Here is a 13967-nt window from a genome sequence, read left to right as displayed (position 1 = left end):
ACGTTTGCTGAACCTCCGTCGCCAGCGAAAACGTTGTCAGAGCAAGGTTTATCTCAACAAGGCTTATCCGGGACAACAGCATTTGAGCATTCTCACGCTGATGTCACGTCATCTGACGCGGTTTTAGCAGAAGAGAACGGGGAAAATCACAGCACATCCATCGGCACAAAATCTGCCGATTGCTGAAAGACATCCGATAGGGGATACAGTAAACTAGCGCAACCAATCAGTCAGTCACATGGGTTGATCAGGCATCAGTTTATCAAGCATGATGAATGATGTGGTCATGTGATGTGTGGCTTCTATTCGATCATGCAAGGTAGGTAAAGGCGTGCAATCTGAAAAAATGGCAGAAAATCAAGAAACGACCCATTTTGGTTTTGAAACCGTCGCCAAAGCGGAGAAAGCGCATAAAGTAGCAGAAGTTTTTCATTCTGTTGCAGCGAAGTACGACATCATGAATGACTTGATGTCCGGAGGGATTCACCGGCTATGGAAACGATTCACAATTGATTGCAGCGGTGTCCGTACCGGACAGCGAATTCTGGATCTGGGCGGTGGTACGGGCGATCTGACGGCAAAATTTTCACGAATCGTGGGTGACACCGGGCACGTCGTACTGGCAGATATCAATAATTCAATGTTATGTGTCGGTCGCGATAAGCTGCGGGACAGCGGCATTATCGGCAATGTGCATTATGTTCAAGCAAATGCGGAAGAACTACCGTTCCCTGATAACTATTTTGACTGCATTACCATCAGCTTTTGCCTGCGCAATGTTACGGATAAAGACCAAGCGCTCCGCTCGATGTTTCGGGTGCTCAAACCCGGCGGACGCCTGCTGGTGCTGGAATTTTCTAAGCCAGTGTTCGAACCATTATCTAAGATTTATGATGCATATTCGTTCCATCTCTTGCCGAAGATGGGGCAGCTCATCGCCAATGATGCTGACAGTTATCGTTATCTTGCCGAGTCGATTCGGATGCATCCCGATCAGGACACATTAAAAAGCATGATGAGCGAGGCCGGTTTTGAGCAAGTGAGTTATTACAATCTGACCGCGGGTATTGTGGCGCTTCACCGTGGTTATAAATTCTGACAAGGCGGTGTCTATGCCATTTGTACCTTTACTGACCGCAACGATTGAAACCATTTTGAACCGATTGATTCAGGATGACCCTGCTCTGATCCGCCAACTCGCACGCCTGAAAGGTCATGTGATTCAGGTTCATCTGAAAGAGCTCGATCAAACACTGACGTTTGTTTTCAGCCAGCAAATTGATGTGTTAGCGCGGTACGAAGGAACACCGGATTGCTATTTGTCTCTGACTTTATCGATTCTGCCGCAGTTACGAGAGCAGGCAAACATCACGCAACTGATCAAACAGGATAAGTTGATACTGGAAGGTGATATCCAACTGGCCCAGAAATTTTCTCAACTGATGACCGACTGCAAACCGAATTGGGAAGAGTGGTTATCGCGCCTGAGCGGCGATGTTGTCGCGCATACGGTCATGCAGGCCGCCAAAGATTTGAGTCATTTCCTGCAAACACAACATCAGCGCCACCAATCCCATATCGCACAAGTCTTGACGGAAGAGTGGCGAGTTGCGCCGAGCCCGCTTGAGGTGGTTGATTTTTGTGATCAGGTTGATGAAGTAAACAGTCAGTTATCCCGGCTTGAAAGCCGGATTCAGTCTCTGACGGAGAAACTATGACGCCAACAGAAATCAAGCGGTTGTATCGTATCATCAAGGTACAGTTGGAATATGGGCTTGATGAATTCCTCCCTGACGATCATCACTTGTTCCGGGCCCCATTACTCGCACGAAAATCGCTGTTCTGGCTGCGGAATCGTTATCCGGAAAAACCATTAGGGGAGCGTCTGCGTCTGGCGCTTCAAGAGCTGGGACCGGTATGGATTAAGTTTGGTCAGATGATGTCTACCCGGCGGGATCTGTTTCCCCCGCATATCGCGGATCAATTGGCGTTGCTTCAGGATAAAGTCTCACCGTTTGATGGTCATTTAGCAAAGCAACAGATTGAAAAAGCGCTGGGCGGTTCGGTAGAGACTTGGTTCGATGATTTTTCGGTGGAACCGCTGGCTTCAGCATCGATTGCTCAGGTGCATACTGCAACATTGAAATCCAATGGTCGTGAGGTGGTGCTCAAAGTGATTCGTCCTGATATCAAGCCGGTGATTGCCGCGGATATCAAACTGATGTATCGGATGGCACGCCTCATTGCCAAAGCGCTGCCCGAGACCCGGCGTTTAAAGCCGGTTGAGGTGGTTCGGGAATATGAGAAAACATTACAGGATGAACTCGACTTGCGGCGGGAAGCTGCGAATGCGATTCAGTTGCGACGTAATTTTGAGGGCAGCGAAGAGCTCTATATTCCAGAGGTGATTTCTGAATATAGCAGTGAAACCTTGATGGTCTCGGAGCGCATCTATGGGATTCAGGTCTCGGATATGGAAGCACTAGAGGCAAACGGCACTAATATGCAGTTGTTGGCGGAACGTGGTGTCAGTGTGTTCTTTACGCAGGTGTTCAGAGATAGCTTTTTTCATGCTGACATGCATCCGGGCAACGTATTTGTTCAGCCGGCTCATCCTGAAAATCCGCAATGGATTGGGTTAGATTGCGGTATTGTCGGAACGCTGAACAAAGAAGATAAACGCTATTTAGCCGAAAACTTTCTGGCGTTTTTTAATCGTGATTACAGACGTGTTGCCGAACTTCATGTCGAGTCCGGTTGGGTACCATATGATACGGATATTGATGCATTCGAAAGTGCTATTCGGGTGGTATGCGAACCGATTTTTGCCAAGCCGCTGTGTGAGATTTCATTCGGCCATGTGTTGTTGAACTTATTTAACACGGCGCGTCGTTTCAATATGGAAGTCCAGCCGCAACTGGTACTCCTGCAAAAAACGTTATTGTATGTGGAAGGTTTGGGGCGGCAGTTATATCCTCAACTTGATCTATGGAAAACAGCCAAGCCGTTTTTGGAACGGTGGATGGTTGATCAGGTCGGGCCGGGTGCGGTATTACGTTCTATCCGCGAGAAGGCGCCATTCTGGGTAGAAAAACTCCCGGAGTTGCCAGAACTGGTCTATGAAAGTCTCAAGCAAGGACGCGTGATGAATCAACGGGTCAATGCGCTGTATCAGGATTACCGGCAGGTGAAACGGGATCAGGCCCGGGGGAAATTTTTCTTAGGGATTGGAGCGACCGCACTGATTTGTTCAGCGGTCTTTTTGGCCAATGGGCAAGAGCCGCATCTGTCGATCAGTACAGCCTTGGTCGGCGGGATGTCCTGGTTCGTCAGTTGGATGTTCTACCGTCGATAAGCGTCGCTGCTAAACGGTTTGAAGAAGCATAAAAGGATAGTGATATGGGTGGGATTGGGATTACTGAATTACTGATTATTGCGGCCATAGTGGTGCTTCTGTTTGGCACGAAAAAATTGCGGAATATGGGCAGCGATCTGGGCAGTGCTGTGAAAGGCTTTAGAAAAGCGATGGATGAAGAGCCTTCGGACACGAAGCGTGAAAAACCAGATGAAGTACAACAGAAATCCACTTCTTCTGCTCCGCATCATCAAGACAAAGAGTAGGCCTCGGTGTTTGATATCGGTTTTTGGGAGCTGGTATTAATCTCGGTGATTGCTTTGGTTGTGCTGGGGCCGGAGCGCTTGCCACATGCGATTCGAAGTATCGCCCGCGTGATTGCGTCAGTGAAAAGGATCGCCAATAGTGTTCAGCATGAATTGTCTCAAGAGTTGCAGATACAAGCGCTCAAAGACAAGCATCGACAAGCTGAGCAAACCAAAGTGAACGAACCATTTCCTGAGTTACATCAGTCGCATCAATCTGTGGATACCACCACACGTGACGTTGAGCAACCTTCAACGCATGATGACCGTGCAGAGAAACCGTCGAAATAGCTATGATGCGCATGTTGCTTAAATTGGTTTGTCTGACGTCATCTGTCCCTGACGTAACATGGAGTCAATATGTCGTCTGATGAGCAAACTCAACCTTTCATTCGTCACCTGCTCGAGTTACGTAACCGATTATTACGTTGCATCGTGGCTGTTATCGTTGTATTTCTCGGTTTAGTCTACTTTGCGAATCATATCTATGAGTTTATTGCCCGGCCGTTAATTGAGCAGCTACCCGCCGGTGCAACCATGATCGCCACCGATGTTGCCTCGCCCTTTTTTACCCCGCTTAAGCTGACATTGATTGTTTCGCTGTTTATAACGGTCCCGTATCTGCTTTACCAAATATGGGCTTTTGTTGCGCCGGGATTGTACAAACATGAACGCAAGCTGGTCATGCCCCTGATATTGTCGAGTTCTATCCTGTTTTATGGTGGTGTCGCATTCGCGTATTTTGTGGTTTTCCCTTTAATCTTTGGCTTCTTTACCACGATTTCACTGGATGGTGTTGCTTTTGCGACCGATATTGCCAGCTATCTTGATTTTGTGTTGGCGCTATTTCTGGCGTTCGGCATTGCGTTTGAAGTGCCGGTGGCAATCATGTTGCTTTGCTGGACGGGCGCAACAACACCAAAAGCACTTCAACAAAAACGACCTTACATCATTGTCGGAGCATTTGTGGTCGGGATGCTGCTGACGCCACCGGATATCATTTCTCAGACGTTACTGGCTGTTCCCATCTGTTTATTGTTTGAAGTCGGTGTTTTTTGTGCCCGTTTCTATCACAATAAAAACATGTCCGAAAAAGAGGAACAGGATGTGTCGTGAAGAGGCGTTGATGGCGGTGAACACCATTTTCAATCCATTTGGTCAAGACGGATAAGTCCTCAAATCATGACGTAGTGACAGCAGAAGCTTGTGACCGGTGGCCCCGTCCATTCGGGCAATCAATTCAGGCCAGCAATCGCTGTGAGAGCTGATCTTCAAATGATGTCAGCTTTTGGGGCGTGATATCCATCGCTTCATGAAAAACTAAGGGTTCAATAAAGGTCATTCCCACATAGAGTGCCGTGGCTTTCATCGGGGTCAGCACTTCTTTCATGGTACTTTGAACCAGTCCGGTCGGTGAATAGGTACTTTCACCAGCGCCGGTACAGGTGACTATCAGCATTTCTTTGCCTTTTAGCGCTTTGCCTTCCGGGCCGAATGCCCAGCCATAAGTCCAGACCTCATTGAGATAGGCTTTCAGCATCGGGGTCAGGTTGAACCAATGGATCGGGAACATATACACGACCCGGTCCACATTTTCATAGGCTGCCTGTTCTGTGGCGATATCGAATTGACTGATATTTTTACCATACAGCGTGTCCAGATTTCTGACGGTCACGGATGTTGTATTGAGTGCCACTTTTTCAAGTGCCTTGATGACGGTGGACCGCTCTGTGTAAGGGTGTGAAACAATAACCAGTGTTTTCATGAGTCGAACTCCAAAGATGAATCTGAATGGGTGGGCAGACGTTGTCCGCAGACGGCCTCCCTCTGGCCCGGTACTTTAGTGAAGGTGAGTAGTATGAATAGGTTTGTTTGTAACTTTAATGGCACATATGGTTGAACTATTTTCAACTTGAAGTTAATAATTGACGGCATCATGAGTTTTAAAACCAATCATTTCTGGAGTCGTCATGGACGTGTCGCAACATGTCAGGGCTATTTTGTCATTTGTGGAAGCTGCCGATGCCGGTAGCTTTTCCGCCGCAGCCAGAAAACTTGGTATCAGCGCGGCTGCGGTCAGTAAGAACATTGCAGGTCTGGAACAGGTACTGGGTGTCCGCCTGATGAACCGGACAACAAGAAAAATCAACCTGACCGAGGAAGGCGCTCTTTTTTTATCTCAGGCTCGAATTGCTCTGGGAGCACTGGATAGTGCTGTTGATAATCTGGTGGCAAGAAAGGTCGAAATGAATGGTCATGTCAAGATCGCGACCAGTGCCGCTTTTGGGCGGGAATATCTATTACCGGTGTTACCCGGATTGTTTGAGCTTTATCCGGGATTGACTGTTGACGTGGATTTTGACGACCGGATGCGGGATCTGATCCATGATGGTTATGATATTGCCATTCGGGGGGGACGGATTGTTGATTCTTCGTTGATTACCCGACCGGTTTGCCGGTTAAAAACGGTTCTTGCGGCATCACCTGACTATCTGGCTATGTATGGTGCACCGTCGATACCGGAGGATTTAATTCGACACCGTTTGATTGCCCGGCGTTTTTTAGGCGGGCGGATTAATCCGTGGGGATTTAAACGCCAAGACGGCAGCCTGATTACGATGGAGCCACAACCCGCGGTATTGACACTTTCTGCGCCAGAAGCATTGGTTCAGGCAGCCGTCGCGGGGATTGGTATTGCACAAATTGGTATTCACCATGCGCTGCAATATCTTGAAAGCGGCCAGTTAAAAGCCGTGCTTTTTGACCAATATGATCCCGGAAGTTATGAGATGGTGATTCAATACCCGCACCGCACGTTGATCGCACCTCGGGTGAAAGTCACAGTTGATTACCTGCTGAGTGCTTTTGCGTGTGAGAAATCGTTACATGTTCCTGAAGCAAAGCTGGCTGAGTACCAGTTTGAGCAAGGGGATGCGTGATCGCTCCTTGCTCGAATGGCTCTCTTGTAACGAGATTTGGCTCAGGGCAATTGAAATAACTGTTTCGCATTGTCTGTGGTCAGTCGGTCCACTTCTTCAAGCGAAATCTCTTTGAGTGCGGCAATTCGCTGGGCGACAAGATGCGTGTAGGCCGGTTCATTGCGTTTTCCCCGATGCGGCACCGGTGCCAGATAAGGGCAGTCGGTTTCCAGAATGATTTGCCGCATATCCAGATGAGGAACTACTTGATCCATCCCGCCATTTTTAAAGGTCGTGACACCGCCTAAGCCGAGGTGAAAGCCTAAATCCTGAATGGCTTTGGCTTCTTCCACACTGCCACCGAAACAGTGAAATACCCCTTGCAGCGATCCATCCTGAGCCTGACTCAGCAGTTGAATGGTTTCTTGCATTGAACTACGGGTATGAATCACCACCGGGAGCTGTCTCTCTTTTGCCCAGCCGAGCTGGGTAAGAAAAGCGGTTTCCTGTTCAGCCTGATAGGTTGTATCCCAGTACAGATCGATCCCAATCTCACCGACAGCGATAAAATCATGTTTATCAAACCATCCATGAATGATATCGAGTGTCTGATGAAGATGTTGATCCACGTAGCATGGATGTAATCCCATCATGGAACGACAGATATCAGGGTAGGCGGCCTCGGTTGCCAGCATCGGTTCGATAGAGTCGAGATCGATATTCGGCATACAGATCATCTCGACACCTTGTGCCAGCGCCCGTTGAATCACGTCTTGCCGGTCCTGGTCAAATTCGCGGGCATAAACATGGGCGTGCGTATCAATCATGGTATTTTCCGGTCATGGGTTGAATCAGGCATTATAAAAGATCAGCGCGTTGAGATCATTTTTTGAATTTTTATTTCAATAGACATGGCGTGTCAGTTGGACAGTGGTATGATTTCAGCGCACTACCCGTGACAATACGGTGTTTCCTCAAGCGCTGTATTGTCGGATGAGAAGGTCATATTCGTGTTGTGAGAGTCGCATTTTCGGGTCGCAATGTACTTTTCTTCAGAGCTCTCTCGCTGTTGAGCGACGGTTCATGATAAGCGCTGTTCGTTTCGTCCGTTTGTTACATGTACAGTATGTGGCGAACCTTGATGCGGTGCATCACAAATATCAAAAAGGAGTTCCATGTGTCAGTTTCTATCGTAGGTCAGTTTCCCGGTCGTCGTATGCGTCGTGTGCGTAAACATGATTTCAGCCGTCGCTTAGTCGCGGAGAATGAGTTGTCTGTCAGTGACCTGATTTATCCGGTATTTGTGTTGATGGGCAAAGGTCGTCGTGAGCCTATTGAGTCGATGCCGGGTATTGATCGTTTATCAATCGATGTTCTCCTCGAAGAAGCACAGTATCTTGCGAGCCTTGGTGTACCGGCTATCGCGTTGTTTCCTTTTATCACTCAGGATGCGAAAAGTATTGATGCTGCTGAGGCATACAACCCTGAAGGTCTGATTCAACGGGCGGTTCGTGCTTTAAAAGAACATGTTCCGGAAATCGGGGTGATTACTGATGTGGCATTGGATCCATATACCACCCACGGTCAGGATGGCATTATTGATGAGCAAGGGTATGTGATCAACGATATCACGACTGAAGTGCTCGTCAAGCAGGCGTTATCTCATGCGGAAGCTGGTGCGGATGTGGTTGCTCCCTCCGATATGATGGACGGCCGGATTGGTCTGATTCGAGATGCGCTTGAGGAAGCCGGGCATATTCATACGCAGATCATGGCTTACTCTGCAAAATATGCTTCAAGTTATTATGGGCCTTTCCGCGATGCGATAGGTTCAGCAAGTAATCTGAAAGGGGGGAATAAAAAAACCTATCAGATGGATCCGGCGAATAGTGATGAAGCGTTACAGGAAGTGGCGTTAGATATTGGTGAAGGTGCCGATATGGTCATGGTGAAGCCGGGAATGCCGTATCTGGATGTTGTTCGTCGCGTTAAAACCGAACTTCAGGTACCGACCTTTGCTTATCAGGTTTCCGGTGAATATGCGATGCATAAAGCAGCCTTTCTCAATGGCTGGCTAAAAGAAAAAGAGACCGTTATCGAATTATTGCTTTGCTTTAAGCGCGCCGGAGCGGACGGTATTCTGACCTATTTTGCCAAGGATGTTGCTGAGTGGCTTGCTGAAGAGCAAGCGACGCGGGGCGCAGCACTGAAGAAACATCAGTAAAATTGATGTGAATGTGCACATGACGTGAAACAACGGATATAAGGCTGGCAAGTGCCAGCCTTTATTTTTTATTTATGAATGAGTTACAGTATTCATGAAAAATAAATGAGATTTTTTCTCATTTAACACTTGACCCATTAAATGAGAATAATTATTATTACACCTGTCTTAGGGAATGAGGAAGTTCACCACCGCGCTGAGATGTAGCACGATTGATGTTTGTTACTTAATGCGATGGTGTTTACGGGCTTGCACTCTTCTTTTTGACACGACATTGCTCACATTGCTTCCAGTGTATTTATAGCTTTATAAGAAAGCGATTTGGTCACACGTATCACTTTCTTGCTTATGCTAGGCGACATCCCTTGGATGTCGCTTTTTCTTTTTTAGCGTGATTGTTTTTGTTAACAGAACGATATACTTTTCCACATTGATTGATCCCGAAAAGATCATGTTTTTTTACACAGATCTTTTATTTAATATTTTAATATCAATGTCTTATGTTTGCATTTTTGTCTGTTTTTGTGAGTTTTATTTCAGTGTAAATAAAATTATAAACAGACTTATCCACAATGATAGGTCTTGTCTGTGGATTTCAGTCGGATTGGATTGCAGTAAAAACTCGGTAGAACATGGCATCCTCAGGGAACTCATGGCATTCTAAGGAGATAATTTTGAGACCTCTACATCCGGATACCAAGAAACTATGGCCCATATTCCTGATAACCCGCTCATTCTGATTGACGGTTCTTCTTATCTCTATCGTGCATTCCATGCTTATCCAAGCACCATGAGTAATGGTGAAATCCCTACCAATGCTGTTTATGGTGTTATTAATATGATCCGTAGCATGATGCGTCAGTATCCTTCGGAGCGGATCGCGGTGGTATTTGATGCAAAAGGCAAGACATTCCGCGATGAGATGTACGCAGAATATAAGGCGCATCGTCCACCGATGCCGGATGAATTACGTTGCCAGATTGAACCGCTGCATAAGATTATCCGTTCGATGGGATTACCGTTACTCGCGATAGAGGGGGTTGAAGCCGACGATGTGATCGGTACGATTGCGAACCAAGCTGCCAATGCAGGTGTTCCGGTGCTGATTAGTACCGGAGATAAAGATATGGCGCAATTGGTGAACGATAACGTTACTTTGATCAATACCATGACCAATGTCGTGATGGATCGTGAAGGCGTCATCGAAAAGTTCGGGATTCCGCCAGAGCTGATCATCGATTATCTGGCGTTGATGGGCGATAAAGTCGATAACATTCCCGGTGTTCCGGGCGTTGGTGAGAAGACTGCGACAGCATTGCTTCAGGGGATCGGCGGTCTCGAAGCGCTCTATCAGAATCTGGATAAAATTGCCGACTTGGGATTCCGCGGTTCTAAGACGATGGCGCAGAAGTTGGAAGATAATAAAGACAATGCATGGCTTTCTTACCAACTGGCGACGATTAAACTGGATGTTGAACTGGAAGAGACACTGGAGACGCTGGTTAAACGCCCGGCTGATCGGGAAGATTTGATTCAGTTGTATGGGCAACTGACTTTTAAATCCTGGTTGAATGAGCTGCTTGAAAGCCCGGAAGGAAGCCCGGAAATGAATCAGGCGTCGGAATCGGCTGTAGTGACGATGGATACATCGGCCGTCAATATTGATCGCAGCCAGTATCAGACCATCTTGAATGAAGCTGATTTTATGGCTTGGTTAGAGAAGCTGAAAGATGCCGATTTATTTGCCTTTGATACAGAAACGGATGGATTGGACTATATGACAGCCAATCTGGTCGGCGTTTCATTTGCTATTACAGAAGGTGAAGCTGCCTATGTTCCTGTCGCACATGACTATATGGATGCGCCGCAGCAGTTGGAGCGGGACTGGGTATTGGCTCAGCTTAAGCCACTTCTGGAAGACGAAAATTGCCATAAAGTCGGGCAGAACCTGAAATTTGATATGAGTATTCTGGCCCGCTATGACATTGAACTCCGTGGTATTGCACATGATACCATGCTGGCTTCTTACGTATATGACAGTGTCGGCGGACGGCATGATATGGATAGTCTGGCGCTGCGTTTCTTGCAACATAGCTGTATTTCATTCGAACAAATTGCCGGCAAAGGGAAAAATCAACTGACATTTAACCAGATCGATCTGGAACAAGCAGGTGTTTACGCTGCTGAAGATGCGGATGTCACGCTCCGGTTGCACCATCGTTTGATGGAAAATCTGGAGCAGAATGAAACCCTGTTAAAGATTTATCAAGACATTGAGGTGCCGTTGGTGCCAGTGTTGTCCAGAATGGAGCGAACAGGTGTCCACATCGATGACATGCGTTTGAATGTTCAGTCTCAGGAAATTGCTCAGCGTTTAGAAGAACTGGAGAGTAAGGCATTTGAGATTGCCGGAGAATCGTTTAACTTGAGCTCGCCAAAGCAGCTTCAACAAATCTTCTTTGAAAAAATGGGTTTGCCGGTGGTGAAAAAAACGCCATCGGGCACACCATCGACCAATGAGGAAGTACTTCAGGAGCTGGCGCTGGATTATCCGCTACCGAAGGTCATTCTGGAATATCGTGGTCTGGCGAAACTCAAATCAACTTATACCGATAAACTGCCGAAAATGATTAATCCGGCCACGGGGCGGGTACATACCTCTTATCATCAGGCAGTGACAGCAACCGGACGGCTGTCATCGACCGATCCGAACTTACAGAATATCCCGGTACGGAATGAAGAAGGGAGACGGATTCGTCAGGCCTTTGTGACCGAATCCGGCTGGAAGATTGTCGCCATTGACTATTCTCAGATTGAATTGAGAATTATGGCCCATCTGTCTGGCGATCAGTCGCTGTTGGATGCCTTCCAGCAAGGGAAAGATATCCACGCTGCCACGGCCGCTGAGATTTTAGGTATTTCGATTGATCAAGTCTCCAGTGAGCAGCGTCGTCGTGCGAAAGCCGTTAACTTTGGTTTGATTTATGGCATGAGTGCATTTGGTTTGGCCAAACAACTCGGGATTCCTCGCCATGAAGCACAATCTTATATGGATAAATATTTCGAGCGTTATCCCGGGGTGATGCAGTACATGGAAGATACCCGGGCGCAAGCAAGTGAGCAGGGCTATGTCGAAACCTTGTTCGGGCGTCGTTTACATCTGCCGGAAATTCGTTCGCGTAACGGGATGCGAAGAAAAGCCGCAGAACGGGCGGCGATCAATGCGCCGATGCAGGGAACAGCGGCTGACATCATTAAGAAAGCGATGTTATTAGTGGATGGATGGATTGAGCAAGAAGGACAAGGGCGAGTTCGATTGTTGATGCAGGTGCACGATGAACTGGTTTTTGAAATCCAAGAGTCATCTCTGACCGAAATTGAAAGTAAAATACAAAAACTCATGGAGTCGGCAGCAGACCTTCGTGTGCCTTTAATTGCAGAGGTTGGACGAGGTGATAGCTGGGAACAGGCCCATTAAATCGGGGTTTTTGACCAAAATGACATGATTTTTATGAGCTGGCGCACAAGTGTCAGCTTTTTTTTTACATAAAAAAAGTAACAAAATATCAGTTTCTTATGTTGTCTGATTTAAAATAAGTGAAAAAAAACTACAGAATGGGTTTTCTTTTTCATCAGTTTATTGTACATTTAATGACGTAGGGTACAGAGGTAAGATGTTCTATCTTTCAGACCTTTTGTTTCACGTTATTGGATTAGGCTGTTTCAGCCGCCCCAGTCAGTTTTTGACTGGGGCGTTTTTTATTGTGTTAAGTATATGTAATTCATCAATAAAATTCGAACCACCATCCGCATTAAGTATTCCCGTCCCTCTATTCATGCGACAAATCATTAAAAAAATTCTTGGTTCCCCATCTGAGCCGTTAAGATTCTCAAATGAAGTAATGTAACGATTCTGTAATTAATTACCCTTCACAAAATAGTTATTTCATTAGGGAAATAAAGTGTTACATTTTGGTTAAAATTTATATTTTTCAAAATGTTATGTGAGTTTTTTGGACTGCGGCATATCGGTGGGAAAGGATTGAAAAAACAGATGAATTCAACGATGCTTGTAAGGGCACAAAAACAAAACAATTAGAAGAAGTTCATTATCTCTCCCATTACCCTGCCAGGATGGCGGGGTTTTTTATACACGGAAGAAAAGCATCGCTGTTTTTGTCATTTCTTCCGGCGTTTCGAGCATTTGATTTATTGATTGGACGCACTGTCGGCATCACTATCTTGCTCATCCTGATGGGCGAATGCCGGAGCATACCAGCTATCGAGTTTTTGGCGCAGCACATCAACGCCCAGTCCCGATGTCGAAGAAAAGGCATCGACGCTGACGTCACCACAGAAGGCCAGAGCTGCTTCACGAATTTTGATCACCTGCGCTTTTCTGGCACCGCTTTTGAGCTTATCCGCCTTGGTCAGCAGAACCTGAACCGGAATATGACTTTCTACAGCCCAATAGATGAGTTGCTGGTCGAGATCTTTCATCGGATGGCGAATATCCATCAGAACCACGAGTCCTTTTAAGCACTGGCGTGCTTGCAGATACTCTCCAAGTGCTTTTTGCCATTTTTTCTTCAGTTCCGGTGGCACTTGGGCAAACCCATACCCCGGTAAATCGACAATATGGCAGCCATCGGTAACCTGAAAGAGGTTGATTAACTGCGTTCGTCCTGGGGTCTTACTGGTCTTGGCTAAGTTTTTTTGATTTGCCAAGCGATTCAAAGCACTGGATTTTCCTGCATTGGAGCGTCCGGCAAACGCGATTTCGATGCCAGCATCTTCCGGCAAGTGGCGGATATCCGGGGCACTGGTAATAAAGTGCGTGTTTTGATAGTGGATTTTTACACTCAAGGTAGACTCCATAGTCACTGTCGCTGTTGATCAATCATTTGCCGGAATGCAATAGTATCACAGCCATCTCCCTAAAGAAGGTCTCTGTGAAACGTTCCCCTGATTCCAAGGGGCTGGCGATTATACACGACTCCGATCAGAATCTGGAACATTATCACGGCTTGATGAGCAGAAGTACGTGGCGTCATGGGTTGGGGTCGGGAGGGCGTCACATGCTGTGAGCTTCGGTCGGTTCCTTTTTTTCTATGTAGATTGTGAGAGATCAGCTATAGATAAGCTGATGATTACACTGATAATGA

The 13967-nt window shown here is 46.8% G+C and carries 12 protein-coding genes; 9 read left to right on the top strand and 3 right to left on the bottom strand.

Annotated elements, in window-relative coordinates:
* Positions 1-346 precede the first annotated feature (346 nt).
* From ubiE to tatC, 6 genes are all read left to right on the top strand, one after another.
* Positions 347-1099: a bifunctional demethylmenaquinone methyltransferase/2-methoxy-6-polyprenyl-1,4-benzoquinol methylase UbiE gene (ubiE, locus tag OCV37_RS14760; protein WP_038185415.1), complete on the top strand. Its 753-nt coding sequence runs from the start codon at positions 347-349 to the stop codon at positions 1097-1099.
* Positions 1100-1112: 13 nt separating this feature from the next.
* Positions 1113-1718, top strand: coding sequence for a ubiquinone biosynthesis accessory factor UbiJ (locus OCV37_RS14755; RefSeq protein WP_038185417.1), 606 nt, complete (start codon positions 1113-1115; stop codon positions 1716-1718).
* A complete protein-coding gene (ubiB, locus tag OCV37_RS14750; RefSeq protein ID WP_038185420.1) occupies positions 1715-3355 on the top strand; it encodes a ubiquinone biosynthesis regulatory protein kinase UbiB in 1641 nt (546 codons plus the stop codon). The genes OCV37_RS14755 and ubiB overlap by 4 nt, the downstream gene beginning before the upstream one ends.
* A gap of 44 nt (positions 3356-3399) precedes the next feature.
* Positions 3400-3621: a twin-arginine translocase TatA/TatE family subunit gene (gene tatA / locus OCV37_RS14745; RefSeq protein ID WP_038185423.1), complete on the top strand. Its 222-nt coding sequence runs from the start codon at positions 3400-3402 to the stop codon at positions 3619-3621.
* A 6-nt stretch (positions 3622-3627) separates the two neighbouring features.
* Positions 3628-3951: a Sec-independent protein translocase protein TatB gene (gene tatB / locus OCV37_RS14740; protein ID WP_051680862.1), complete on the top strand. Its 324-nt coding sequence runs from the start codon at positions 3628-3630 to the stop codon at positions 3949-3951.
* 69 nt (positions 3952-4020) lie between these two features.
* On the top strand, positions 4021-4776 hold the full coding sequence (tatC, locus tag OCV37_RS14735; RefSeq protein ID WP_038185425.1) for a twin-arginine translocase subunit TatC: 756 nt from the start codon (positions 4021-4023) through the stop codon (positions 4774-4776).
* Positions 4777-4900: 124 nt separating this feature from the next.
* Here tatC and OCV37_RS14730 read toward each other — a convergent pair whose 3' ends face one another.
* Positions 4901-5425 carry an NAD(P)H-dependent oxidoreductase gene (locus tag OCV37_RS14730; RefSeq protein ID WP_038185428.1) on the bottom strand — a complete coding sequence of 175 codons (525 nt, stop codon included), beginning with the start codon at positions 5423-5425 and terminating at the stop codon, positions 4901-4903.
* Positions 5426-5630: 205 nt separating this feature from the next.
* Between OCV37_RS14730 and OCV37_RS14725 the strand changes: the two genes are divergently transcribed.
* Complete coding sequence (locus OCV37_RS14725) at positions 5631-6599, top strand: LysR family transcriptional regulator (protein WP_038185432.1); 969 nt, start codon at positions 5631-5633, stop codon at positions 6597-6599.
* 41 nt (positions 6600-6640) lie between these two features.
* Here OCV37_RS14725 and OCV37_RS14720 read toward each other — a convergent pair whose 3' ends face one another.
* Positions 6641-7405, bottom strand: coding sequence for a TatD family hydrolase (locus tag OCV37_RS14720; RefSeq protein WP_038185435.1), 765 nt, complete (start codon positions 7403-7405; stop codon positions 6641-6643).
* A gap of 350 nt (positions 7406-7755) precedes the next feature.
* Here OCV37_RS14720 and hemB point away from each other — a divergent pair, with 350 nt between their 5' ends.
* Both hemB and polA read left to right on the top strand, forming a co-directional pair.
* Positions 7756-8802: a porphobilinogen synthase gene (gene hemB, locus OCV37_RS14715; protein ID WP_038185437.1), complete on the top strand. Its 1047-nt coding sequence runs from the start codon at positions 7756-7758 to the stop codon at positions 8800-8802.
* A 706-nt stretch (positions 8803-9508) separates the two neighbouring features.
* Positions 9509-12280: a DNA polymerase I gene (gene polA / locus OCV37_RS14710; RefSeq protein WP_038185439.1), complete on the top strand. Its 2772-nt coding sequence runs from the start codon at positions 9509-9511 to the stop codon at positions 12278-12280.
* A 731-nt stretch (positions 12281-13011) separates the two neighbouring features.
* Here the strand turns inward: polA and yihA are convergent.
* Positions 13012-13680 (bottom strand): ribosome biogenesis GTP-binding protein YihA/YsxC, encoded by a 669-nt coding sequence (yihA, locus tag OCV37_RS14705; RefSeq protein ID WP_211252104.1) that lies wholly within the window; start codon positions 13678-13680, stop codon positions 13012-13014.
* Positions 13681-13967 lie beyond the last annotated feature (287 nt).

This window comes from Vibrio rhizosphaerae (assembly GCF_024347095.1).
Taxonomy (GTDB): domain Bacteria; phylum Pseudomonadota; class Gammaproteobacteria; order Enterobacterales; family Vibrionaceae; genus Vibrio; species Vibrio rhizosphaerae.
The sequence above is the reverse complement of the archived record's forward strand: the minus strand, read 5'-3'. Positions and strand labels throughout refer to the sequence as shown.

Excerpts from the sequence above, each read along its gene's own strand:
- ubiE (WP_038185415.1), top strand. The coding sequence starts at position 347 with ATGGCAGAAAATCAAGAAACGACCCATTTTGGTTTTGAAACCGTCGCC.
- OCV37_RS14755 (WP_038185417.1), top strand. The coding sequence starts at position 1,113 with ATGCCATTTGTACCTTTACTGACCGCAACGATTGAAACCATTTTGAAC.
- ubiB (WP_038185420.1), top strand. The coding sequence starts at position 1,715 with ATGACGCCAACAGAAATCAAGCGGTTGTATCGTATCATCAAGGTACAG.
- tatA (WP_038185423.1), top strand. The coding sequence starts at position 3,400 with ATGGGTGGGATTGGGATTACTGAATTACTGATTATTGCGGCCATAGTG.
- tatC (WP_038185425.1), top strand. The coding sequence starts at position 4,021 with ATGTCGTCTGATGAGCAAACTCAACCTTTCATTCGTCACCTGCTCGAG.
- OCV37_RS14730 (WP_038185428.1), bottom strand. The coding sequence starts at position 5,425 with ATGAAAACACTGGTTATTGTTTCACACCCTTACACAGAGCGGTCCACC.
- OCV37_RS14725 (WP_038185432.1), top strand. The coding sequence starts at position 5,631 with ATGGACGTGTCGCAACATGTCAGGGCTATTTTGTCATTTGTGGAAGCT.
- OCV37_RS14720 (WP_038185435.1), bottom strand. The coding sequence starts at position 7,405 with ATGATTGATACGCACGCCCATGTTTATGCCCGCGAATTTGACCAGGAC.
- polA (WP_038185439.1), top strand. The coding sequence starts at position 9,509 with ATGGCCCATATTCCTGATAACCCGCTCATTCTGATTGACGGTTCTTCT.
- yihA (WP_211252104.1), bottom strand. The coding sequence starts at position 13,680 with ATGGAGTCTACCTTGAGTGTAAAAATCCACTATCAAAACACGCACTTT.